We start from the raw sequence: 22081 nt of genomic DNA, 5'->3' as shown, positions 1-22081 counted from the left end.
TATGCGGGGCGCGGTCCGGATGCAACTGGCCAGCCACGAAAAAGCCCCCGCAATTGCGAGGGCTTTGACGTTTTTCAAAATCAACTGGCGCGGATCAATAACGATAGTGATCCGGTTTGAACGGGCCAGCCTGCGGAACACCGATGTAATCAGCCTGCTTGTCGCTCAGCTGGGTCAGCATCACGCCCAGCTTATCGAGGTGCAATGCAGCGACCTTTTCGTCGAGATGTTTGGGCAGGACGTAGACATCGTTCTCGTACTCGTCTGCCTTGGTATAGAGCTCGATCTGGGCCAGAGTCTGGTTGGTGAAGCTGGCGCTCATCACAAAGCTGGGGTGGCCCGTGGCGCAGCCCAGATTAACCAGACGGCCCTTGGCCAGGATCAAAATTGATTTGCCATCCGGGAAAGTCACCATGTCGGTGCCTTCCTTGATTTCCTTCCAATCGTAATTGTCGAGCGCGGAAATCTGGATCTCGCTGTCGAAGTGGCCGATGTTGCACACGATGGCCATGTTCTTCATCGCCTTCATGTGCTCGGCAGTGATCACGTCTTCATTGCCGGTCGCGGTGCAGAAGATATCGGCGCGCTTCACGCCTTCTTCCATTGTCACCACTTCGAAACCGTCCATCGCGGCCTGTAGGGCGCAGATCGGATCAATCTCGGTCACCATCACCCGTGCGCCGCCATCACGAAGCGAGGCAGCGGAACCCTTGCCGACATCACCGTACCCGGCAACACAAGCGACCTTACCAGCCAGCATTACGTCGGTCGCGCGGCGGATTGCGTCGACCAGCGATTCTTTGCAACCATAGAGATTGTCGAACTTCGACTTGGTGACACTGTCGTTCACATTGATCGCCGGGAACGGCAGCTTGCCCTGCTTGGCGATCTGGTAAAGGCGCATGACGCCGGTGGTGGTCTCTTCTGACACACCTTTGATGGTCTTCACGGACTGTGTCAGGTAGCCCGGCTTGCGCGCGACGAATGCCTTCAAGGCCTTCTGCATTTCGATCTCTTCGGCGTTCTGCGGTTCGGGCATGGTCTCGCCCGCTTCGATGCGCGCACCCCAGAGGGCGAACATGGTTGCATCGCCACCGTCGTCGAGAATCATGTTGGCCGTGAGATCAGGATCGGCTTCGTTCGACCAATCGAAAATGTTGCCGACATATTCCCAATAGTCGGCCAGGGTCTCACCCTTGATCGCGAATACCGGGATACCCTGGTCGGCAATCGCAGCAGCTGCGTGATCCTGGGTCGAGAAGATATTGCAAGTCGCCCAGCGCACTTCGGCACCCAGTGCAATCAGAGTTTCGATCAGGACAGCGGTCTGGATCGTCATATGCAGCGAACCGGTGATGCGCGCGCCCTTGAGCGGTTGTGCCGCACCATATTCTTCGCGCAGCGCCATCAGGCCCGGCATTTCGGTTTCGGCAATGGCGATTTCGTCCCGCCCGAACTGGGCGAGCGAGATGTCCTTGATGATATAGTCCTGCGTGGCAGTAGCCGTAGCCATGGCGTGCTCCTTCAATGAAACGGGCAACCCATCGATTGTTTGCGTGGGCCGCAATAAGATTGCGCGCGCCATAGCGGCCGGCTCGCGTCAGATCAAATATAAAGAAATCTTTATATGACGAATCACTGAAGTCAATTTCGGCGGATACAATGCCGAGTGGAGCGCTTTACCCTCCTAGAGAACTACCTTATCCTGCTTGGCATGTCGGCAAGCTCAAAACTCACAGGCAGTAAGAAATTGCTTGCGAAGTGCGCCTGCCTGGGTGCCCTGCCCGCCATGCTCGCCGCCATTCCAGTTCACGCCAGCACAACCGCATCCCGATTTGCCGACTTCCCGCAGACGACAATCGACTATTTCGAGATCGAGGGGGCCAATCCCGCCGACTGGCAAGGTCAGCTCGATACCCTTGGCCCGAAATCCAAGCAGAACGATCATCGTAACGCCGCGACAACGCGCTACACAATTGATTGGAATTACAATGATCGCGGCGGCAACACCTGCGATTCACACTTGGAGGTCAAGACCGTAGTGTTCTTCCCGCGCCTGCGAAATCGCGCAAGCCTGACAGATGCAGCGCGCCAGGAATGGGACCGCTTTACCGATGCGCTGGAGGCGCATGAGGCCCGTCATCTGGAGATGATCTATGCCGCGATCCCTTCCCTGCGCAGAGCCTTGATGGATGGGTCATGCACCGGAGCGGTCAAGCGCGCGCAGCGGATCGTTTCCAAGCTCGATCGGGATCAGGCACGCTTTGACGCCGAAACGGGTCATGGCACCAAAGAAGGCACGACTTTCCGCTGGTAGAGGCCAAACCGGCATTCAAAATTTGCAGATGCCCAGCCAGCACCTATATCGCGAGGGCAAGTCCAACAGGAATTCAAGGAGCAAGCAAGCATGACAATCTCTACCGGTGATAGCCTACCTGACGTGACCATGGTCAAGGCGACCGATGCAGGGCCCGAACAGGTCCAGTCCAGCGAGTTTTTTGCCGGCAAGAAAGTTGCCTTGTTTGCAGTCCCCGGCGCATTCACGCCGACATGCTCTGCCAAGCACCTTCCCGGCTATGTCGAGAAAGCCGAAGAGCTACGCGCCAAGGGCGTCGACGAAATTGCCTGCACGTCGGTCAATGACCCGTTCGTGATGGGTGCTTGGCAGAAGGCCGACGGCTCCGAAGACATCACCTTCCTCGCTGATGGCAACGGCGATTTTGCCGAAGCGATTGGCTTGACCATGGATGGCAGCGGATTTGGCCTCGGCACCCGTAGTCAACGCTATTCGATGATCGTCGAAGACGGCAAGGTGACAGAGCTCAATGTCGAAGCACCGGGCGACTTCTCCGTTTCCAGCGCGGAGCATCTGCTCGGCCAGCTCTGAGCAAACACGCACTGACAACGGAAAAGGGCGCCCCTGCGAGGGCGCCCTTTCTGTATCGCGATGTCGTTTACCTAGAAGCGGATTTCACCGGTAACGAAGACGCGGCGTGGATCGCCGTAGAATCCGGTCAGGGTTCCTTCGAGCCCGAGGGTTGATGCGAAGGGTTGCCCATTGGTCCCGCCCGCAACGAAGTTGTAGCCTGCGACAATATAGCGCTTGTCAAAGATGTTCTTCGCATGAACGCCGATGCTGAAACGGTCACTATCCGCCGTGTAGACAATGCTTGCATCCACCAGCGCGAAGCCATCCTGGTCGAGGAACGGGTTCGGGGTTTCGAATTGACTCGCATCACTGCGGAACGAAACCGACCCGAGAACATCGACCATGCCGGCTGCTACCGGCAGGCCGAGCACGAAGCCAGCATGCGCCGTCAGGTCCGGCGTGTTCTGAAACACTCGCTGATCTGCGACATCGGTGCCGAAGGCATCAATGAACTCATTATAGCTCGCATCCAGAATACCCAGGGACCAGTTGACATTGAAACGGCTGCCAGCCCCGGCAAAGTCACGGCCCACCAGTGCATTGCCCTCGAACTCAACGCCGTTCACATCGGCTGAGGCGGCGTTGGATGTAATTCCAATGAAGCTGTCATTGATCCCGTCATTGTTGCTGTCGACACCGACAGAACCAGGGATCTGCACATCACTGTAATTGCCCAGGAATGCCGCGAGACTGACATTCAGGCGATTGTCCAGCAGAGATGCCTTCCAACCAAGTTCGAAACTGTCGACCGTTTCCGGTGCGAAACGGAGGAACTCGAACTGGTCATCGAAATCGATATCCCCGTCGCCATCGAGATCCGGCGCAGCGGTGGTCTGGCCGCGCGGATCAAACCCGCCGCCTTTGAAACCACGCGAATAGGTGAAGTAAATATTGTGGTTTTCGTTCGGCTTGTAGCTGATCGAGGCGCGCGGCGTGAATTCCTTGAACGTTTCGCTGCCGAGGAAATCGGAGGTAATCGCAATCGGAATCGCCGTGGAAGGCGGGAAAAGATCGGAGAAACCACCGATGAAGGTTGTTCGCAAGACGCGGCTTGTCCGCTTGTCGTTGGTATACCGGCCACCCAGCGACACGCTCAGCTGTTCACTGAAGTCATAGGTGAAGTCACCGAAGATCGACCAGGTTTCCGTCCCCACGTCGCCCAGCGTCTGGGCATTGAGGCCTGGTAAGCCGATCAAGCCGCCCGTCGTGAACAGTGCCACGTCGAAAGCGGTAAAGGCGTTTGCATCGAGATAATACGCGCCCAGCACACCCGAAAGCCGGTCGCTTTCGTACAGGAGCTGGAATTCCTGGCTGAACTGATCGTTCTCGTAAATCGCCGGGACGTCCAGATCAGCTCCGGGCAAGCTGTCGAAATCGATTGGCGTGGTCGAACTATCCTCGCGGTAGCCGGTGATCGATTTCAGCGTAATCGTATCCGATACTTCGAAGGAAACGGTCAGAGCGCCGCCATAGGCTTCCACTTCCTGATCGACGACGTTGAGCCCTGCCCGCGTGTCGTAGACATCGTCTAGCACCGGGGCTCCGGTAAACAGGCTCGTGATCAGACGTGTGCCCTGGCGGGGATCGCTCGTGTCTTTCACATAGTCGCCCGACAGGCGGATGAAGAGCGGGCCGTTATCGAACTCGATTGTTCCGCGTGCGGCCCACACATCCTTGTTGTAGTTCTCGACACCTTGCAGGTTGAGATTGTCACCGAACCCGCCACGGCTGAGGCGTGCACCGCTGGCTCCAATCCGCAAAGTATCGGTCAGCGGCGCAGATGCGCTCAGGATCAGGTCGGCCTGGTCATACGAGCCGTATGTTCCGCGCGCCTTAAACGAGAGATCATCGGGCAAACGTGCGGTCACATATTTGATCGCTCCGCCAATCGTGTTGCGGCCATAGAGCGTACCTTGCGGGCCGCGCAGCACCTCGATCCGCTCCACATCATAAATGTCCAGCACCGCGGCTTGTGGACGGTTCAGATAGACATCATCGACATACAGACCAACGCCGGCTTCAAAGCCTGCGACCGGATCTTGCTGGCCGACACCGCGAATGAAGGCGGTCAGTGTGGTGTTGGTTCCGCGGGAGACTTCCAAAGTGAGGTTGGGCACCTCCTGGGCGATCTCGGTCAGCTCCTGTGTGCCACCCAGAGCCAAGTCTTCGCCCGAAATGGCGGTGATCGAAACCGGCACGTCACGCGCAAGCTCTTCACGCCGTCTCGCGGTTACAACAATGGGCTGTCCGTAGCCGCCCGCCGCATCGGCCTGCGCCCCTGCAGGCTCATCGTCACTGGTCTGTGCGGCCAACGGAGCGGCCCCCAATGCAGTGCAAGCAGCGCCAATCATCAAAGCAGTGCGAAACGTCGAACTCTTCATTTTTCCTCTCCCTGAGAAACCTTCTGCACCCCTTTATTGAAAGTTGAACCACCTTTCAAGTTTAGACTTGTGAGTTGTGGACATGCACCCTAGTGTGTTGCCTATGGGACGGGCTGACGCAGCAAATTCTGGGGCAATATCTCCGCCGGCGACGGAACGGGGGCGGCGGACACGGCAAAAGCTTCTCGAGGCAGCGACCAGTGAATTCGGCGAGCGCGGCTTCCACGAAACATCCATCAGTGAAATCACCCGCCGGGCGGGCGTCGCGCTAGGCAGCTTCTACACCTATTTCGAATCGAAGGAGGCAATCTTCAAAGCGCTGGTTCGCGAATTCAGCGATGGCGTTCGCCAAGCAGCCGCCACCGGAATCGAGGACAGCCGCGACAGTTTCGAAAAGGAGCGGGATGCGCTTTCAGCCTTTCTGGACTTCGCGCGTGAGCACAAAGAGATCTATCGGATTATCGACGAGGCTGAGTTCGTCGATCCGGCAAGTTATCGCGCGCACTACGAGAATACGGCTCTGCGCATCCACGATCGGCTCAAGGCCGGGATGGTCAGCGGGGATTTCAACAAAGAGCTCGAAGAAGCCCACGCATGGGCTGTTATGGGAATGAACGTTTTCCTGGGCTTGCGCTATGCCGTTTGGGCCAGACCAGAAGACGACTTCGAGGCGATTCCCGAAATCGCGCGATCCATCCTGACTAACGGTCTGTCAGCGCCGGACTAAGCGTCTCAGCCATACCCCATCAATGCCATCACTTCCTTCCGGCTGCGATGATCTTCCAGGAAACACCCGTGCAAGCGGCTCGTAATCATGCCTACGCCCGGGGTCCGCACGCCGCGGCCGGTCATACAGCCATGCTCAGCCTCAATTACCACGGCGACGCCTTGCGGTTCGAGATTGTCCCAGATGCAAGCTGCGACTTCGGCCGTGAGACGTTCCTGGATCTGCAGCCTGCGGGCATATCCATGAAGAACCCGCGCAAGTTTCGAGATTCCGACGACCTTCTGGTCTGGCAGATAGGCAATCGCAGCCTTCCCGGTAATCGGCGCCATGTGATGCTCGCAATGGCTCTGGAACGGGATATCCTTCAGCAGGACGATTTCGTCATACCCGCCCACTTCGTGGAAAACACGGCTCAGGTGCAGGGCCGGATCATGTTCCAGACCAGAACAATACTCCTTCCACGCTCGCGCGACGCGTTTGGGGGTATCCAGCAACCCCTCGCGATCAGGATCATCTCCGGTCCAGCGGATCAGGGTACGGATGGCATCCTGAACATCGTCGGGAACATCAGCTTTGGGGGGCAATGTATCCGGCATCATCAATTCCCTCTTGTTCCGGCGCAGCCGTTTGATCGTGTGCCGCCTTTGCGCAACGGACAGCTATTGTAAACATGGCCATAAGACTAAAGCGCGGCCAGAACGGCCGCGCTTCATCATCGGGTTTTTCAAAGCTTGCGCTATTCTTTCGCGTCGTCTGCAGCTTCAGGAGTGACTTCCGCCTGCTGCTTTTCCTCCGCTTTGCGTCGCTCGAATACCGCTTCCATCTGCTTCACATCATCATCCGTCAGATGGTCTGCAAAATCCGGGAAGTGATCCTCTTCCTCTTCCTCGATATGGTGACGGTAGTCGTGATCGAGTTGCTTGAACTTAGCCATCCACGCCGGTGACGACATGTCGGTCGCAGCCAGATCGTTGAGCGCTTCATCCAGTTCGTGGTGCTCCGCCACCGAATGGCGCGTATCGTCGGTGGTCACTGGCTTACGCAGCATCGTGGCGTAGAGGGCCTGCTCTTCGGCTGCGGCGTGACTTTTGACTTCCTTGGTGAACTCCTCGAGCAGCTTCTTGCGGGTTTCAGTTTCGCCACTTGTTTCGGCCATCTTGTCCAGAATCTCGCGGTGGCGATCGTGGTCCTGCTTCAGTCGGTCGAAAATACCCTGCGTGTTTGCCATCTTTATGCTCCTTGTTTCGGTTTAGCAGATCAACGAGCAATGGCCGTCGCAGTTCCGATAGCTTCGAAACCAAGAAAGCCCACCTCCATGGAAGGAGATGGGCTTTCTTGGCGCGCCAGGAAGGATTCGAACCTCCGGCCGCCTGATTCGTAGTCAGGTACTCTATCCAGCTGAGCTACTGGCGCGCGGTGGAGGGCGGCACATACGGCTGCTCCGTTATCTTGGCAATCCCTTTTAGCCCTCTTTTTCGCTGAGCTGACGTGCCAGTTCGATATCTAGTGGCGGTTTCGACAGCCCGCTGATTTGCTCAAGCGAAAACCAACCGAACAGGCCCCCTTCTCTCGCTTCAATCTCTCCTGTCCATTTGGTGGCAGTGTAAAGCAAAATGACAATCGGCCTATCGCCACCGCTGGTTGCGAAGCCTGCTTCGCCGATGCAGTCCCTGTCGAGCAAGAGCCCGGCTTCTTCCTCTATCTCGCGAACCACCGCTTTCTCCGGTGTTTCGCCCGACTCCACCTTGCCGCCTGGAAACTCCCACAGGCCTGCATGGTCCTTACCTTCCGGCCTGCGGTGCATCAGCCAGCGCCCCTGCCCGTCTGCCAATGCAGCGGCGACAACCAAGGTCGGTGTAAGATTTTTTTCCATTCTGACCCCGCTTCGAAACACATTCTTTACCTTGAACCTGCAATGAGCGGCAACTTGGACTAGTGGGACGAGGCCATTGATGCGCAATTTTCTGAAAAGGGTTCTGGCTGACGATGCGGGTGCAACCGCCATCGAATACGGCCTGATTCTCGCATTGGTGTTCCTGGCCATGGTCACTGCCGTCCAGGGCGTGGGTAATGAGACAATCAATCTGTGGAATGACATTTCCCAGACCAGTGCCGATGCGATTGCATCAGGCGGCGTGTAAAAAAATACGTCATCGCCCTTAGGAATTTATCAACCCGTCGACACTAAACCCCAAAATCACTCGATCCGGAACGTCTGGAAAGAGTCGGGTACCGAAGACTAAAACCAGGAGACTACCAATGAAATTCTTCAAGAACCTTATGAACGACGAGCAGGGCGCAACCGCAATTGAATACGGCCTGATCGCTGCTCTGATCGCTGTTGCTGCCATCACTGCCATGCAGGGTCTCGGCAACCAGCTGACCAACACCTTCAGCAACGTTTCGACCACGATGGCTGTCTAAGCCTCGGTCGAAATACTGAATGAAGACGGCGGGGAGCAATCCCCGCCGTTTTTGTATGCGTCGAAGAACTTTACAGCCGCAGGCTAGCGCGCACGTACAACAACCTTATATTTCTGGCCCGCGCGAACGACATCGTTTGAGCTGAAGCCATTTAGTACGCGAAAGCGCTGTTCCTGCGCATTCCCGTAAGCCATTCTGCGGCCGAGCGAGGCTACTGTATCGCTCGACCGGGCAGTCACGACATCGATGCGTCGCGGTACGATGGCATTCGCCTCGCTTGTCGAAATGCGGCGCATCGAGTTGAACATCGGCGTGAATGTGCTGATCCTGCCCGCGGGCGCGATCGCCTGGAAATGAAAGGCTCGGTTGGGGGCAAACTCATAGGCAAAAACGGCAACGTCGACCTGACGCTGGCCAGTATTGACCCGAGCGGTGCCATAAGCTGCCTTCAATCCGTTGACAGTCGTGCGCTGAAGCGAGGACGGAGCAAGTCGCTGTTGCTCACCCCCCAAGGCCGAAAAAACGCCACGGACATAGCTATCCAGATTGCCGCTATACGGCGCGAGTGTCATTTGAGCCTGCCCGCTTTGACCATTGATCGAAACGGCGCGAGTGCCATTGACCATGTAATACCCGTTGGGTGCCGAGAAGCTGAGCTTGAGCTCGGGGTGGATGAAGCGCTGGCCCTCGATCACGCCTTGCTCTGGATCATCTCCATACAGCAGGCCGTCTATGCGGCTCAGGAACGTGTCACGGTTGGTGACGTTTCCGGCCAGGCCCTGTGCCTTTTGCGAAGCTGTTGAGACGCGGCTGGCAGGATCTGGGTGGGTCGAGGCCCATTCGGGAATGCTGGCATTGCGGCCCTGCAAGGATGCATCGAGACTATTCTGTAGAGCCAGGCTCCGCAACACCGTGCTCATGGCCTGGGGGTCATAACCGGCCTTAGTCAGATACTGGATGCCAAGCTCATCAGCCTGCAATTCCTGCGTTCGCGAAAACCGCAATGTGAGCAGTTGAGAGCCCTGTAGAAAGCCCTTTGAGAGCGTATTGCCAATCCCGCTGTCGCCCAACAGGACTCCGGACAGAATCGCTCCGACTGTACCGAGGATACTGTTGCGCTGCGCTGTTTGTTGCCGCCGTTGCGAGTGCCGCGCTGCGACATGGCCGACTTCGTGGCCAAGGACAGCTGCCAGCTCTGCCTCGTTGTTCATCAGACCAACCAATTGGCGGGTCGTATAGATATACCCGCCGGGGATGGCGAAGGCGTTATTGACCGAGCTGTTGACCAGGGAAACCGTGAAGTCCTGCCGCGCATTGCCGAGACCCGACTGGACAGCGATGTTCTTTCCAATTTGCTCCACATAGGCGGCTTGTGGTCCTGTCATCCGTCCGCCGAATTCAGCCAGAAGCTTCGGATGCGCATCGGCACCCTGCTGGGATTCCGTCGCAGTGATGGGGGCAGAAGCGCTGGGTATGGAACCGCCGGCCCCCATGCAGCCAGTCAATGCCAGGCTGAATGTTGCCGTGCTGAGCAGCGCGAGCTTCTTGTTTCCGATCATCATGCGTCTCCCGTAAGTGCCGTCGTAGCATTCGCGGCACTACGGCGTATTATGCCGCTTTCTCAGACATCTGCAACGGTGTCGTCCTACGCTCCGATGCGCAGGAACCGTTCTTCGCGCATACGCAAAATGGTCTCGGAAGGCAGGTCTACCAGAGCATCAAGCTCTTCCTCGATCGCATCAGCCAAGGCGCTGCAGGTTGCCTCGGGATCACGATGTGCGCCGCCGACCGGCTCCGAAACAATCCGGTCAATAACCTTGAGATCGAGCAGATGTTGCGCCGTGATCCGCATGGCCTCCGCTGCATCCGGGGCCTTGTCCGCAGTGCGCCACAAGATCGAGGCACAGCCTTCGGGAGAAATCACCGAATAGACCGCATGTTCGAGCATCAGGACCCGTTCGGCACTTGCCAAAGCAACCGCTCCGCCGGACCCGCCCTCGCCCACGATTGTCGATACCATCGGGACAGGTAGAGCAAGACACGCTTCGGTCGAGCGGGCAATGGCTTCTGCCTGACCGCGTTCCTCGGCTTCTACGCCCGGAAATGCGCCGGATGTATCCACCAGCGTTACAACGGGAAGCCCGAAGCGGCCTGCCATATCCATCAGGCGGATCGCTTTGCGATATCCCTCTGGCTTGCCCATGCCAAAATTGTGCCGCAGCCGGCTCTCGGTGTCATTTCCCTTCTCGTGCCCGATCAGCATGACTTTGCGACCGCGCAGGGTCGCGAACCCACCGAGAATCGCCTCGTCCTCGCCGTAATAGCGATCACCACCCAGCGGAACGAATTCGTCGAAAACGTGCTCGACAAAGTCCCGAAAATGGGGGCGCTGCGGATGTCGCGCGACTTGCGTCTTCTGCCAAGGCGTTAGGGCAGCATATGTGCTGGCCAAAAGGTCGGCGCTCTTGGTCTCAAGGCGCTGCAATTCGTTCGAGATATCGACCTCGTCACCTTCTGCGGCGGAACGCAATTCCGCGATCCGCGCATCAAGCTGGGCGACAGGTTTCTCGAATTCGAGATAAGAATTCATGCCGCAGCGCTAGTCGGCTGTTCGCTTTTCCGCAAGCGTTGCTCGTTCTGAAAGAGGGTGTCTTTCGTTGACAAGCGCCACCAATCGCGCGGCGTCGACATGGGTATAGATCTGGGTGGTCGCGATATCGGCATGGCCCAGCAGCGTCTGGAGCACGCGCAGATCTGCTCCACCTTCCAGCAGATGTGTCGCAAAGGCGTGGCGCAGAACGTGCGGGCTGATCTTCTCTGGCGCAAGATCAGCCCTGCCTGCCAGCGCCTTCAGCAACTGGAACAACCGGACGCGGGTGATGTGGCCCGTGCGCGAAGGAAAAAGAAACGTGGAATCGCCTGTTCGGACTTCCATCCAGGCGGCAATCGCGTCTTTCGCCCGCCTGCTCACAGGAACCATGCGCGCCACCCCGCCCTTACCCGTCACGGTCAGGAAAGGGGCATCGCGCGGCACGGCGGCGACAGGCAGCGAGACAAGTTCGCTCGCGCGCAGGCCCGAGCCATAGAGCAATTCCAGCAAGGCAAGCATGCGAACCGCTGGAGCTTTGCCAGCAGCCGCTTCCAGTTCTGCCCTGCTGAACAAGGCGGCAATCTCTTCATGGCTCAAGATCTTTGGCAAGGGTCGGCGTGTGGCCGGGCGCGGTAGGGCTGAGGAAGGATCATCATCTCGCAGCCCCTCATCCATCAGGAAACCAAAAAACTGCCGCAGGGCCGAAGCCTTGCGCGCTACTGTGGAAGGGGCAAGGTCGGACCACGCGCCACCAAGCTTCGCCAGTTTCGCCCGACTGGCCTTGGCAAGCTCTCCTGTTAGTTCCTCCGCGCCCTCCAAGTCGCGGCGATAGGCCGCAAGGGTGTTGGCAGCAGCCCCGCGTTCGGCTGCCAGCATCGCCAGAAACTCTTCGATGGAGGCAGAGGCGTTGGCCATAGCCTGCCCGCTATCCGCGCGCGACGGCCTCTGCCGCGATCATGCGCGCTTCATCAGACAGGCCGACACGATCAAGCGCCGATACGATATGGAACAGATGCCGGGCAGTCATCTTGTCCCAACCGGTCCCCTGCATGCCAACGCCCGCCAGCATCGCGACCATTGGCTGGTTGCCGACAGCTGCAGCCTGCTGGATCAACTGACTCCACCGTGTAGAGCGATCAAGATCCAGTGCGAGATCCTGATCGTATTCCTGGCGTGCTGCCGTTTCAAGACGCCCGAGGCCTGCCAGGCCAGCAACCAGAAAACCTGTCTTCCTCTGGTCCGTGCTATCGTCGTCACCATAGAAATCATCGACTGGACCGCTGGCGACGGGCGTACTGCGCTGCGGCTGACTGAGCGCAAGAAGTGCCCAGGCATGACTGCCGACCGGCACGACTTCGCCCCATTCCAGCGCGTCACGATCGAGCCCGGCGGCCAGCATTGAGGCAATCAGGTCTGATGCGTCATCGGCCATATCAGCATTCGCCGGCAGTCTGGCCGCTGCATAGGCGGTGAGAACCTGCCGCGCATAGTCCGTTTGTTCGGAGGTCGTCCAGATATCGCGAATAGCCGCAAGCCTGCTCGCCGGGTCGGCCCCGACATAGGCTTCGCGCAGGCGTGCGGCCCGCAAACCCGCCTCACCATCCCTGCCCTGTTCGGCATAGAGCGCCGAATAGAGATCAATCAGCGCGGCCGACGATAGAATCCCCTCTCGCGCTGCCAGCTCTGCCCCGCCAATCCTCTGTGCCAGCGGAAGCATCGGGGCCGTTGCCGCGACACGCTGGTAGTAGGCTCCTGCCCCCTCGAGCAGATTTTGTGGGATTTCGGCTCCAACAGCGTTTGCAAGGGAGAACCGCCATGGTGACAGGGCATCAACCCCTTCCCATTCGAGGTTTACTGCACTGCCACCACGTCCGGCCGCGCCGGCATAGCGTTGCGCCAACAAGACATCGATCTCGGCTCTATCGTCGCGCGATCGCAAGCGGCGCAACTCGTTGCGTGACCGGCTGCTTTCGCCAGCATAGGCGGCACAAATAGAGCGCAACATTTGCCATTCGGCATCATCACGCAGATCGCTCTGGAAGCGGGCCAGCGGACACGCACCAACGATATCCCCGGTGCTGATATAGGATTGCACTGCGGCACCGGCGAGGCTTTCATTCCAGTTGTCGGTGTCTACATCCTGCGCGAGTGTTTTCGCGGCCCCGTATTCACCCATCCGGTTGAGCAAGCCAGCGCGCAAGCCGGCAAATTCGGCCGGATCCATACCGTCAGGAGCCGCCAAGCGGCTCACCAAGGCGCGGCGCAACAAAATGTGTCCCCAACGCGAGACTACAGGCCCTTTGTTGCCAGACAAAGCTGCGCGCACAATCGAGGCCGGCTGGTTCCGCAAAGAGGCAGCCGGCAAGCCACCTTCATCCGCAGCGAGAATGCCCACACTCTCGAGCGAACGACGCGCTGCCGGAGGAACGTCAAATTTGGGTTTCAGGCCGAGCAATTCATCCAGCTCATCCGGATCAAGCTCTTCCAGCTCTGCCAAGGAAGGCAGGTTGCTCGGCAAAGCAGGAGCCGAGACTGGCGCGCTGGCTCCGCCCGGGATTGGCTGAACGACAGGTGCAGAGCCGGAAGGCGCGGCAGGACGCGTCGGCTGGGTTGCTTGAGGCGTCGCGGCAGGCGCCGGAGCGGGCGCTGGGGTTGGAGCGGGTGCGGGATCATCGAATCCCGGCGGGAGCAAAGACTCAGGTGCATCTTGCGCCACCACCAGCGAAGACGACAAAACTAGCAAGCCAGCGCCAAGCGCCAGACTTTTCTTCAGCGCGCGATTCACAGCGTGCCCTCCGGAATAGCGATTTCCTGTTCGATCGGTCGCAGCGACTGTTCGCCACCGTCCCACCAGGCCCAGCCAAATACCAGCAACAGCACGAGCGCAATGACCATGCCGACCCGCATCCCTCGCATAACCAAACCCGTTTCCAACAATAGTTACCCTTTATTGCCTTCGCCCTAGCCCATCTCTAGGCCAAGCGGCAATGGACAGGATCGACGACACCCCCAGCCAAGCCCGAACCGCCGCGATTGCGGGCCGGATCGATCGGCCGATTGTCCTGGTCGGGCTGATGGGAGCGGGTAAGTCGACCGTAGGGCGGAGGCTGGCCACTCTGCTGCGTTCGGACTTCATCGATGCCGACGATGCAGTTGAAGAGGCCGCGCAGCTATCGATCTCCGAAATTTTCAGCGCCTATGGTGAAGAACATTTTCGCGACGGGGAACGCCGAGTTATTGCCCGATTGATGGAGGAGCGCCACGGCGTAATCGCCACTGGCGGCGGGGCTTTCATAAACGAGCAGACGCGGCAGCTGATCTTGTCGAATGGCATCGCCGTGTGGATCGACTGCGATATTGCTACCCTCGTCGAGCGGACGAGCAGGCGCAACACACGCCCTTTGTTGAAGGATGGTGATCCGGAAGAAATTCTGACGAGGCTCTATCGTGAGCGTGAGCCATTCTATTCGCAGGCACCGATCCGTGTCCGCAGCGAGCAAGGCCCGCATCTGGATACCGCCAACCGCATCCTGGAGGCTATCGACCAATGGCTGTGATTCCTGTCTCCCTCGCCGGGCGATCCTATGACGTCCATGTCGGAGCACACTTGCTTGATGCTGCGGGCATGATTGCTGCGCCGCTCTTGCGCAAACCGATAGTACCCATTGTTGCCGACCGGAATGCCTGGGAGCACCATGGCGATCGACTCGCCAAGGCTCTTGCCGATACCGGTAAACATCATGCCTTGTACCTGGTCGAACCCGGTGAAGCTTCAAAGAGTTGGGAGGGATTGCAGGATCTGACCGACTGGATGCTGGCGCAAGGCATAGAACGTGGCGACCACGTTATTGCGATGGGCGGCGGAGTGGTTGGTGACCTGACCGGATTCGCCTGTTCAATTCTGAAGCGTGGTTGTGGCTTCGTTCAGGTCCCGACAACGCTGTTGGCCCAGGTCGATTCCTCCGTGGGTGGCAAGACCGCGATCAATACCTCCACCGGCAAAAACCTGATCGGAGCATTTCATCAACCGGGGCTCGTGCTGGCAGACATTGCTGCCTTGAAGACGCTTCCCGAGCGGGAAATGAAGGCCGGTTTTGCCGAAGTCATCAAATACGGCATCCTGGGCGATGCGGATTTCTTCGATTGGTGCGTCGCCCATGCGGACAGCGTCCTTCAGCATGATCCCAAGGCTGTCGAGGAAGCGGTCGCCCGCAGCGTTGAGGCCAAAGCACAGATCGTGGCCGAGGATGAGCGCGAGACAACTGGCACCCGCGCCTTGCTCAATCTCGGTCATACCTTCGGCCATGCATTAGAAGCCGAGACAGGGTTTTCGGATCGGCTCCTTCATGGCGAAGGGGTAGCTTTGGGCATGGTGTTGGCCGCGCGATACTCGGCTCGGCGCGGGCATTTGGCATTGCAGGAATCAGAGCGTATCGGACAAGCGATAGCCCAAGCCGGGATGCGCTCGGAGATTGCTTCACTTGGTCTGGATGCCGACGGCGCACGACTGGTCAGTCACATGTTGCATGACAAAAAGATGGATGCGGGCACTTTGCCCTTCTTGTTGCTGCGCAGCATAGGTGCAGCATTTCTGGCAAAAGATGTCGATTTACAGGATGTTGCTGCGTTTCTTGATGAGCAACTTGTCGCGCATTGACGCAGCCTATGCTGCACGCGATGTTGCGCAGCATGACTCGCTTTATCGACCTCTCTATCCCGATCACGAACGATGTCATTTCGGACCCGGACGTTATGCGCCCGAAGATCCAATTCATGACCCACGAAAACACCTGGGAACAGATTGCCATGTTTTTTCCCGGTCTCGAGAAGAATGACCTTCCGGACGGAGAAGGTTGGGCGGTCGAGATGCTTGAACTCAGCACGCATAACGGCACTCACATGGACGCGCCGTGGCACTATCATTCAACCACGAACAACGGCGCATCACCCGCTCCTAGCATCGACGAGGCGCCGCTTGATCGCTTTTTCCGACCTGGTGTGAAGCTGGACTTCTCCCATTTGCCGCACGGCCATGTGGTGAGTGCAGCGGAGGTTGAAGGCGCCTTCTCAAACATCAACTATGACGTGCAGCCGCTCGACATTGTGCTGGTGCAATCAGGTGCGATTTACGGCACCGAGAACTTTACCGACCAAGGCGTCGGCCTGGGTGCGGAGGCAACCTTGTGGCTGACCGAGCACGGAGTGGAAGTTGTCGGAACCGATGCGTGGAGCTGGGATGCCCCGTTCAGCCACACCGCGAAGAAATGGGCGGAAGAAAAGGATCCGGCCATCATCTGGGAGGGGCACAAGGCCGGCCGGATCCGTCCCTACTACCAGATCGAAAAGCTCACCAACCTAGCCGCCCTTCCCGCGCACGGATTTACCTTCAGCTGCTTCCCGGTGAAAATTGAACGCGCCAGCGCCGGCTGGATTCGCGCCGTGGCTATGGTGGAAGAGTGAATTTTGGGCGACGTCGAATTTCGCGAACCTCTCGCTCACGAATGCGATGCGATCACTGAACTCTGCATGCGGTCAAAAGCTGTGTGGAGATATGACAGCGCGTTCATGGAGCTGTGCCGTCCGGAATTGACCGCCACACCCGAACAACTTGATGCCCACTATTGGCGCTGCGCGATTGTAGATGGAGCCATCATTGGTGTTGTGGAGTTAGTAGTCCACCAAGACACAGCCACCCTCGAGAAGCTGTTTGTGGACCCGAACGACATGGTATCCGGGGTTGGGCGTCAGCTGATGTGCATGGCTCAGCGCCACGCCATAGCGTCCGGTGCATCAAAGATCGAAATCGATGCCGACCCGGGGGCAGTTCCCTTTTACGAAAAGCTAGGCGCGCATTGTACAGGTGAAGTGGAATCTGAAAGCATTCCCGGGAGGATGCTTCCCAAGCTTATCCTGAACTTGGCTTAACCGCCCTTGGGCGCGAGCGCGCCCGGCAAAGGCGAAACATTGTCGGCTTCCAGCGCAGCATTACGCGCTTCTGTCTCGGCCACTTTCATAGAGTCATGCTCGGCAAAGATGGCTTCGATCTCGGCGCGCTTCTCAAGCATCATGACAGAGATACCCGGAGCCAAACTGTCTCCGTCCCCTATCCGACCGAGCAGAGCGGAAAGATCGCTCAGCGTTGCTTCCTCGGGCGTCTTGAAAAACTGGCCCCGGTTATCGAAGAATGCTGTACCTTTTTTCGCCATTGTTCGTTCCACTCCACGTACAACGCGACTCGCCGATATTATTTTCTAGATACGACTATAGCTGTTTCGCCGTCGTTTGTACGCAGCATGTGAACAATCCGGGTTTCCCCAGTCTATTCAATGTCTAATGCGGTTAAGTTAACACCTAGAACAGCCGTGATCCGTTCGGAACCTTCACATCTGGCGCAAACAGGACAACTTCGCCTGCTTCGTCAGCGAAGCCCAAGGTTAGGACCTCCGACATGGCGGGGCCGATCTGACGGGGAGGGAAGTTCACCACCGCCGCCACCTGCCGTCCGGGCAATTCATCGATAAGATAATTGGCGACGATCTGGGCGCAGCTTTTCTTCTCTCCGATGGCAGGGCCGAAATCGATCAGCAGCTTGTAACTCGGCTTGCGCGCCTCGGGGAATTTATCCGCTGCGACGATAGTTCCGATACGGATATCGGCCTTTAGAAAATCGTCGAATGCTATCGTCGCCGCAGCTTCGGCCTCGGGTGAATGCGAAAGATGCACCTACTCAAGCTCCAGTATCACTGCATCAACCGCAAGGCTTTCCCCTTCGCTCGCGTTCAATTTCGCAATTGTGCCCTGTTTCTCGGCGCGCAAGATATTTTCCATCTTCATCGCCTCGACGGTCGCCAATGGCTGGCCGGGCTGGACCTCTTCGCCTTCGCCGACATGCAGTTTCACCAACAGGCCCGGCATCGGGCAAATCAGGAACTTGCTCAGATCAGGCGGGATCTTCTCGATCATGTGATCCGACAGATGGGCAATGCGCGCGGGCAAAATACGCAGCGCGTGGGTCGCCCCCCGCGTCGTAATGTCATACCCCATGCGCGTGGGCATTAGCTGGATTGTCAGAGCAGCATCATCCAGTTCCACATCGACCATCGTGTCGCCAGGTGTGTAGTCAAAGCTGATCTCGACCTCCGACCCGTCGACAGTGATAGAATCTTCCTGCAGTTGCACCTCGAAATCGGTGCCATCGATACGGACGGACCAGTCTCCGGGCGGTAACATGCCGTCGGCCAGTTGCTGGTCAATCCGGCGTGCACGATCTGCATCAGCGGTAGCGATAACCCCGCCAATCGCTGCCAGGCCACGCTTCAAGGCGTCAGATGCCGGTGCACCTTCGAAGCCCTCAGGATATTCCTCGGCGATAAAGCCTGTCGTCAATTCGCCAGAGCGGAAGCGTTCGTGTTGCATTATCGCGCTGAGGAAATCGACATTGTGTCCGAGCCCCTCGATCCGGAAAGCATCGAGAGCCTGGATCTGCAAATCGGCAGCTTCGTCACGCGACTCGCCCCAGGTCACAAGTTTCGCGATCATCGGATCGTAGAACATCGAGACTTCGCCGCCCTCGTAGACGCCATCATCGACGCGAATGCCGTCGATGCCGCGACGTCCATTGGCAGCGCCATCGTCTTCCCATGGCGCGACAGGAGGCTGATAGTGGACCAGGCGACCCGTGCTGGGCAGGAACCCGCGATAGGGATCCTCGGCATAGACGCGGTTCTCGATAGACCAGCCATCGATCGACACATCGTCCTGCGTGATTTCGAGCTTTTCGCCAGCAGCCACGCGGATCATCTGTTCAACCAGATCTACGCCCGTGATGGCTTCGGTAACAGGGTGTTCGACCTGGAGGCGCGTGTTCATTTCAAGGAAGTAGAAGCTCTCTCCGGTCGGATCCGCTCCGCTTACGATCAGTTCGACTGTGCCGGCGCTGTGGTAATCGACAGCTCTGGACAGTGCCACGCACTGCTCACCCATAGCCTTGCGCATCTTGGGCGTGACGAACGGCGACGGGGCCTCTTCCACGACCTTCTGGTGCCGGCGCTGGATGCTGCATTCGCGCTCGTTCAGGTAGATAATGTTGCCATGCTTATCGCCCAGTATCTGGATTTCGATGTGGCGCGGATTGAGAATGAACTTCTCGATAAACACACGGTCATCGCCAAACGAGTTCAGCCCTTCGCGCTTGGTTGCTTCGAACCCTTCGCGAACGTCCTTTTCGCTATAGGCAAGCCGCATGCCCTTGCCGCCACCGCCGGCGCTGGCTTTCATCATCACCGGATAGCCGATCTCTTCGGAGATTCTGACGGCATGTTCGGTATCTTCAATTTCGCCAACGAAGCCGGGCACGACATTGACCCCGGCTTCCATCGCAAGCTTCTTGGATTCGATCTTGTCGCCCATAGCCGCAATGGCGCCCACGGGCGGGCCAATAAACTCGATCCCTTCTTTGGCCAACGCCTCGGCGAAGCTGGTCCGCTCTGACAAGAAGCCATAGCCAGGGTGAACAGCCTCAGCCCCGGTTTGTTTGCACGCATCGATGATCTTGTCGGCAATCAGATAGCTTTCCGCCGCAGGTGCGGGGCCGATATGCACCGCTTCATCTGCCATCCGGACGAAGGGCGCGCGGGCATCGGCGTCGGAATAAACAGCAACAGTCGCAATTCCCATCCGGCGCGCAGTCTTGATCACACGGCAGGCAATTTCACCGCGATTGGCAATCAGGATCTTCTTGAACATGGTTCCCCCAGAAATCAGAGCGCCGCGAGCGCCTGCGCCAGATCGGCCTTGATATCATCAATATGCTCGATGCCGACCGACACGCGGACAACATCTGGCCCAGCGCCTGCCTCGACCAGGGCCGCTTCGTCAAGCTGGCTGTGTGTTGTCGATGCAGGATGGATGATCAAAGATCGCGTATCGCCGATATTGGCGAGATGGCTGAACAATTTTACATTCGAAACCAGTTTGACCCCGGCATCGTAGCCATTCTTGAGGCCAAAGGTGAACACGGCTCCAGCCCGGCCACCAAGATATGTGTGCGTCAGTTCGTGATACGGGCTGTCGCGCAAGCCGGCATAGGAAACCCACGCAATTTGCGGCTGTTCTTGTAACCATTTCGCCAGCGCAGTGGCATTGCTGCAATGCCGCTCCATACGAAGGTGCAGAGTTTCCATGCCTGTGAGAGCAAGGAAGGCGTTCATCGGCGCAAGTGCCGGGCCAAGATCACGCAAGGCCAGCACTCTGCACGCAATGATAAAGGCAATCGGTCCCACTGCCTCGGTAAAGACTGCCCCGTGATAAGAATCATTGGGCTCGGTCAAAGTCGGAAATTTGCCTGACGCGTTCCAGTCGAACTTGCCGCTATCGACAATCAGGCCGCCAACAGCATTGCCATGACCATTCAGGAATTTCGTGGCCGAGTGGACGATGATGTCCGCCCCATGTTCAAACGGCCGGCATAGCGCAGGGGTCGCCATCGTGTTGTCGACGACCAGCGGGATGCCAGCATCGTGCGCCACCTTTGCAATCGCTGCGATATCCTGGACCACACCGCCCGGATTGGCGAGGCTTTCGATGAATACTGCACGCGTCTTGTCGGTAATCGCGGCGGCCACATTGGCCGGATCATCGGCGTCGACGAAATTGGTATGCCATCCCATTTTCTTGAAGCTCTGCCCAAGCTGGTTGAGCGATCCGCCATAGAGCTTTTTGGCCGCAACAATCTCGCAGCCCGGTTCCATCAGGGTGTGGAACACCGTCAATTGAGCCGAATGGCCTGATGCCACCGCTAGTGCTCCCGCTCCGCCCTCAAGCTCGGCAATTTTGCCCTCTAGCGCCGCATTGGTGGGGTTCATGATCCGGGTGTAGATGTTCCCGAATTCCTCCAGGTTAAACAGACGGGCAGCGTGATCAACGTCATCGAACACATAGGATGCGGTCTGGTAGATTGGCGTGATCCGCGCATTGGTGGTCGGGTCAGGTGCCGTTCCGGCGTGGACTGACAGGGTCTCCGGGCGAAAATCGGTCATGCGCTGATCCTCTCGTAATAGCTCTTCAGGGCCCGGGCATAATGGGGTGCGCCGCGGCGGTCACCCTCGCCTTGCAATAATCCTTCCATGGCCTGCGCAAGCCACGCTATCTGGCCCACGTCCAGCTGGCCCAGTGGCTCGACATAGACCCCGATCGTGAAAAGAATACTGCCTGTTTTGGGCAAGCGCCTGAGGGTCTGCCGTTCTGACCGGACGAATAACGTCTCTCCCGCGTTCTCGGGCGTGACATGCGCGAATGTCTGTTCCGGCGTGCCATCGGCGATCCAGCACAAATTATCGGTTGGTGCGATGAACCAGTTGCTGCGCCCGTAAATCGGCCCTGGCTTGAGCTTGGCCATGAACCGGTCGACACCGGTGGCCAATTGTTCGGCATACCCCTGTATCGGCGCGTGCAGGGCAGCCAGTGGCAGGCGCATCTTGTCTTCCACACGCCAATCGGTGGGGTAAGCCACCGCCGCCCCAATCAAACGGTAGAATTCTTCATCGTCCCGGCGCGTCAGGAGGCACATGTCTTCGTGGTGCGCATGTGCTGCTTGGGCGAGACCGCCTGACAGCCCAAGCATGGCAGCAAGCTCCGCGCCCGATGCATGGGCTTCCTCGGTCAGCTGTATTGATTCGTCGCGCGCCTTGAAGGCTGCATGCCGTGCCGCAAGATCGGGATTTGGCTGGAGCCATTCGTCGTTGGAAAGCGCCTTTAGACCAATCTTCAGCTTCTCCCCCATCCGCGCATGCGGGAGGAGTTCAGCGACCGAAAAGCCCAGCGCACTCACGGCTCACGCTTCCTGAATGCAACGATCATTCCGCCCAAAGCGATAACGGCCCCCAGAAGGGCAAAGGTCAGATAAAACGGCCCATAGTCGCTGCAAAATTCGGCGCCCCAATAGCAGGATTCGCGAGGGACAGCATGCCACCAGCCTAATCCGAATCCTATCGCTGCAAGCCCCGCAACCAGGCTAATGGTCAGAACGAAGA

The 22081-nt window shown here is 58.2% G+C and carries 23 protein-coding genes and 1 tRNA gene; 9 read left to right on the top strand and 15 right to left on the bottom strand.

Going from position 1 to position 22081, the window contains the following annotated elements; genetic code table 11:
* Positions 1–94: 94 nt before the first annotated feature.
* Positions 95–1513 (bottom strand): adenosylhomocysteinase, encoded by a 1419-nt coding sequence (gene ahcY, locus ABD653_RS01470; RefSeq protein WP_160779522.1) that lies wholly within the window; start codon positions 1511–1513, stop codon positions 95–97.
* A 276-nt stretch (positions 1514–1789) separates the two neighbouring features.
* Here ahcY and ABD653_RS01465 point away from each other — a divergent pair, with 276 nt between their 5' ends.
* The gene (locus ABD653_RS01465) at positions 1790–2317 is read left to right on the top strand and encodes a DUF922 domain-containing protein (protein ID WP_344705252.1); all 528 of its coding nucleotides are present in this window, start codon (positions 1790–1792) and stop codon (positions 2315–2317) included.
* Between the two features lie 90 nt (positions 2318–2407).
* Positions 2408–2887, top strand: a complete 480-nt coding sequence (locus tag ABD653_RS01460; protein WP_160779520.1) for a peroxiredoxin — start codon at positions 2408–2410, stop codon at positions 2885–2887.
* Between the two features lie 71 nt (positions 2888–2958).
* On the opposite strand, the gene ABD653_RS01455 is transcribed toward ABD653_RS01460, so the two are convergent.
* Entirely contained in the window at positions 2959–5310 is a 2352-nt protein-coding gene (locus ABD653_RS01455) for a TonB-dependent receptor (protein WP_160779519.1), read from the bottom strand.
* Between the two features lie 103 nt (positions 5311–5413).
* Here ABD653_RS01455 and ABD653_RS01450 point away from each other — a divergent pair, with 103 nt between their 5' ends.
* Entirely contained in the window at positions 5414–6037 is a 624-nt protein-coding gene (locus ABD653_RS01450; protein WP_160779518.1) for a TetR/AcrR family transcriptional regulator, read from the top strand.
* 5 nt (positions 6038–6042) lie between these two features.
* Here ABD653_RS01450 and folE read toward each other — a convergent pair whose 3' ends face one another.
* The 4 genes from folE to ABD653_RS01430 form a co-directional block, all read right to left on the bottom strand.
* Positions 6043–6636: a GTP cyclohydrolase I FolE gene (gene folE, locus ABD653_RS01445; protein WP_160779517.1), complete on the bottom strand. Its 594-nt coding sequence runs from the start codon at positions 6634–6636 to the stop codon at positions 6043–6045.
* 137 nt (positions 6637–6773) lie between these two features.
* Positions 6774–7265: a hemerythrin domain-containing protein gene (locus ABD653_RS01440; protein WP_160779516.1), complete on the bottom strand. Its 492-nt coding sequence runs from the start codon at positions 7263–7265 to the stop codon at positions 6774–6776.
* A 108-nt stretch (positions 7266–7373) separates the two neighbouring features.
* Positions 7374–7450: transfer RNA gene (locus ABD653_RS01435), tRNA-Arg, on the bottom strand.
* Between the two features lie 49 nt (positions 7451–7499).
* Positions 7500–7910, bottom strand: coding sequence for a (deoxy)nucleoside triphosphate pyrophosphohydrolase (locus ABD653_RS01430; RefSeq protein WP_160779515.1), 411 nt, complete (start codon positions 7908–7910; stop codon positions 7500–7502).
* A gap of 79 nt (positions 7911–7989) precedes the next feature.
* On the opposite strand from ABD653_RS01430, the gene ABD653_RS01425 reads away from it, so the two are divergent.
* The gene (locus ABD653_RS01425; protein ID WP_160779514.1) at positions 7990–8178 is read left to right on the top strand and encodes a Flp family type IVb pilin; all 189 of its coding nucleotides are present in this window, start codon (positions 7990–7992) and stop codon (positions 8176–8178) included.
* Positions 8179–8296: 118 nt separating this feature from the next.
* Positions 8297–8461 (top strand): Flp family type IVb pilin, encoded by a 165-nt coding sequence (locus tag ABD653_RS01420; RefSeq protein ID WP_160779513.1) that lies wholly within the window; start codon positions 8297–8299, stop codon positions 8459–8461.
* 83 nt (positions 8462–8544) lie between these two features.
* Here ABD653_RS01420 and ABD653_RS01415 read toward each other — a convergent pair whose 3' ends face one another.
* The 4 genes from ABD653_RS01415 to ABD653_RS01400 all read right to left on the bottom strand — a co-directional run bounded on the left by ABD653_RS01415 (position 8545) and on the right by ABD653_RS01400 (position 13836).
* Positions 8545–10020 (bottom strand): M48 family metalloprotease, encoded by a 1476-nt coding sequence (locus ABD653_RS01415; RefSeq protein ID WP_160780441.1) that lies wholly within the window; start codon positions 10018–10020, stop codon positions 8545–8547.
* Between the two features lie 86 nt (positions 10021–10106).
* Positions 10107–11051, bottom strand: coding sequence for an acetyl-CoA carboxylase carboxyltransferase subunit alpha (locus tag ABD653_RS01410; RefSeq protein ID WP_160779512.1), 945 nt, complete (start codon positions 11049–11051; stop codon positions 10107–10109).
* A 9-nt stretch (positions 11052–11060) separates the two neighbouring features.
* A complete protein-coding gene (locus ABD653_RS01405; RefSeq protein ID WP_160779511.1) occupies positions 11061–11966 on the bottom strand; it encodes a tyrosine recombinase in 906 nt (301 codons plus the stop codon).
* A gap of 10 nt (positions 11967–11976) precedes the next feature.
* Positions 11977–13836, bottom strand: coding sequence for a hypothetical protein (locus ABD653_RS01400; RefSeq protein ID WP_325065399.1), 1860 nt, complete (start codon positions 13834–13836; stop codon positions 11977–11979).
* Positions 13837–14038: 202 nt separating this feature from the next.
* Between ABD653_RS01400 and ABD653_RS01395 the strand changes: the two genes are divergently transcribed.
* Genes ABD653_RS01395 through ABD653_RS01380 form a run of 4 tightly spaced genes read left to right on the top strand, consistent with a single transcriptional unit; the run spans position 14039 to position 16976 of the window.
* Positions 14039–14608: a shikimate kinase gene (locus tag ABD653_RS01395; RefSeq protein ID WP_160779510.1), complete on the top strand. Its 570-nt coding sequence runs from the start codon at positions 14039–14041 to the stop codon at positions 14606–14608.
* On the top strand, positions 14599–15708 hold the full coding sequence (aroB, locus tag ABD653_RS01390) for a 3-dehydroquinate synthase (protein WP_160779509.1): 1110 nt from the start codon (positions 14599–14601) through the stop codon (positions 15706–15708). Before ABD653_RS01395 ends, aroB begins: the two co-directional genes overlap by 10 nt.
* Before the next feature lie 8 nt (positions 15709–15716).
* Complete coding sequence (locus ABD653_RS01385; protein ID WP_234032179.1) at positions 15717–16511, top strand: cyclase family protein; 795 nt, start codon at positions 15717–15719, stop codon at positions 16509–16511.
* Between the two features lie 3 nt (positions 16512–16514).
* On the top strand, positions 16515–16976 hold the full coding sequence (locus ABD653_RS01380; protein ID WP_234032178.1) for a GNAT family N-acetyltransferase: 462 nt from the start codon (positions 16515–16517) through the stop codon (positions 16974–16976).
* Here the strand turns inward: ABD653_RS01380 and ABD653_RS01375 are convergent.
* The 5 genes from ABD653_RS01375 to ABD653_RS01355 form a co-directional block, all read right to left on the bottom strand.
* Positions 16973–17257: a hypothetical protein gene (locus ABD653_RS01375; protein ID WP_160779508.1), complete on the bottom strand. Its 285-nt coding sequence runs from the start codon at positions 17255–17257 to the stop codon at positions 16973–16975. The genes ABD653_RS01380 and ABD653_RS01375 overlap by 4 nt on opposite strands.
* A 145-nt stretch (positions 17258–17402) precedes the next feature.
* Positions 17403–17774: a tRNA-binding protein gene (locus ABD653_RS01370; RefSeq protein ID WP_160779507.1), complete on the bottom strand. Its 372-nt coding sequence runs from the start codon at positions 17772–17774 to the stop codon at positions 17403–17405.
* The gene (locus ABD653_RS01365) at positions 17775–19796 is read right to left on the bottom strand and encodes an acetyl-CoA carboxylase biotin carboxylase subunit (protein WP_160779506.1); all 2022 of its coding nucleotides are present in this window, start codon (positions 19794–19796) and stop codon (positions 17775–17777) included. It abuts the gene before it with no gap.
* 14 nt (positions 19797–19810) lie between these two features.
* Entirely contained in the window at positions 19811–21088 is a 1278-nt protein-coding gene (locus tag ABD653_RS01360; protein WP_160779505.1) for an O-acetylhomoserine aminocarboxypropyltransferase, read from the bottom strand.
* Positions 21085–21879, bottom strand: a complete 795-nt coding sequence (locus tag ABD653_RS01355) for a heme-dependent oxidative N-demethylase family protein (RefSeq protein ID WP_325065398.1) — start codon at positions 21877–21879, stop codon at positions 21085–21087. Before ABD653_RS01355 ends, ABD653_RS01360 begins: the two co-directional genes overlap by 4 nt.
* Positions 21880–22081: the final 202 nt, after the last annotated feature.

It is taken from the genome of Parerythrobacter jejuensis, from assembly GCF_039536765.1.
GTDB lineage: Bacteria > Pseudomonadota > Alphaproteobacteria > Sphingomonadales > Sphingomonadaceae > Parerythrobacter > Parerythrobacter jejuensis.
Note: the sequence above shows the minus strand (reverse complement) of the source record. Positions and strands in the feature narration are given on the sequence as shown.

What these genes read in the sequence shown, in the direction of transcription:
- ahcY (WP_160779522.1), bottom strand. Translation starts at nt 1,513, where the DNA reads ATGGCTACGGCTACTGCCACGCAGGACTATATCATCAAGGACATCTCG.
- ABD653_RS01465 (WP_344705252.1), top strand. Translation starts at nt 1,790, where the DNA reads ATGCTCGCCGCCATTCCAGTTCACGCCAGCACAACCGCATCCCGATTT.
- ABD653_RS01460 (WP_160779520.1), top strand. Translation starts at nt 2,408, where the DNA reads ATGACAATCTCTACCGGTGATAGCCTACCTGACGTGACCATGGTCAAG.
- ABD653_RS01455 (WP_160779519.1), bottom strand. Translation starts at nt 5,310, where the DNA reads ATGAAGAGTTCGACGTTTCGCACTGCTTTGATGATTGGCGCTGCTTGC.
- ABD653_RS01450 (WP_160779518.1), top strand. Translation starts at nt 5,414, where the DNA reads ATGGGACGGGCTGACGCAGCAAATTCTGGGGCAATATCTCCGCCGGCG.
- folE (WP_160779517.1), bottom strand. Translation starts at nt 6,636, where the DNA reads ATGATGCCGGATACATTGCCCCCCAAAGCTGATGTTCCCGACGATGTT.
- ABD653_RS01440 (WP_160779516.1), bottom strand. Translation starts at nt 7,265, where the DNA reads ATGGCAAACACGCAGGGTATTTTCGACCGACTGAAGCAGGACCACGAT.
- ABD653_RS01430 (WP_160779515.1), bottom strand. Translation starts at nt 7,910, where the DNA reads ATGGAAAAAAATCTTACACCGACCTTGGTTGTCGCCGCTGCATTGGCA.
- ABD653_RS01425 (WP_160779514.1), top strand. Translation starts at nt 7,990, where the DNA reads ATGCGCAATTTTCTGAAAAGGGTTCTGGCTGACGATGCGGGTGCAACC.
- ABD653_RS01420 (WP_160779513.1), top strand. Translation starts at nt 8,297, where the DNA reads ATGAAATTCTTCAAGAACCTTATGAACGACGAGCAGGGCGCAACCGCA.
- ABD653_RS01415 (WP_160780441.1), bottom strand. Translation starts at nt 10,020, where the DNA reads ATGATCGGAAACAAGAAGCTCGCGCTGCTCAGCACGGCAACATTCAGC.
- ABD653_RS01410 (WP_160779512.1), bottom strand. Translation starts at nt 11,051, where the DNA reads ATGAATTCTTATCTCGAATTCGAGAAACCTGTCGCCCAGCTTGATGCG.
- ABD653_RS01405 (WP_160779511.1), bottom strand. Translation starts at nt 11,966, where the DNA reads ATGGCCAACGCCTCTGCCTCCATCGAAGAGTTTCTGGCGATGCTGGCA.
- ABD653_RS01395 (WP_160779510.1), top strand. Translation starts at nt 14,039, where the DNA reads ATGGACAGGATCGACGACACCCCCAGCCAAGCCCGAACCGCCGCGATT.
- aroB (WP_160779509.1), top strand. Translation starts at nt 14,599, where the DNA reads ATGGCTGTGATTCCTGTCTCCCTCGCCGGGCGATCCTATGACGTCCAT.
- ABD653_RS01385 (WP_234032179.1), top strand. Translation starts at nt 15,717, where the DNA reads ATGCTGCACGCGATGTTGCGCAGCATGACTCGCTTTATCGACCTCTCT.
- ABD653_RS01375 (WP_160779508.1), bottom strand. Translation starts at nt 17,257, where the DNA reads ATGGCGAAAAAAGGTACAGCATTCTTCGATAACCGGGGCCAGTTTTTC.
- ABD653_RS01365 (WP_160779506.1), bottom strand. Translation starts at nt 19,796, where the DNA reads ATGTTCAAGAAGATCCTGATTGCCAATCGCGGTGAAATTGCCTGCCGT.
- ABD653_RS01360 (WP_160779505.1), bottom strand. Translation starts at nt 21,088, where the DNA reads ATGACCGATTTTCGCCCGGAGACCCTGTCAGTCCACGCCGGAACGGCA.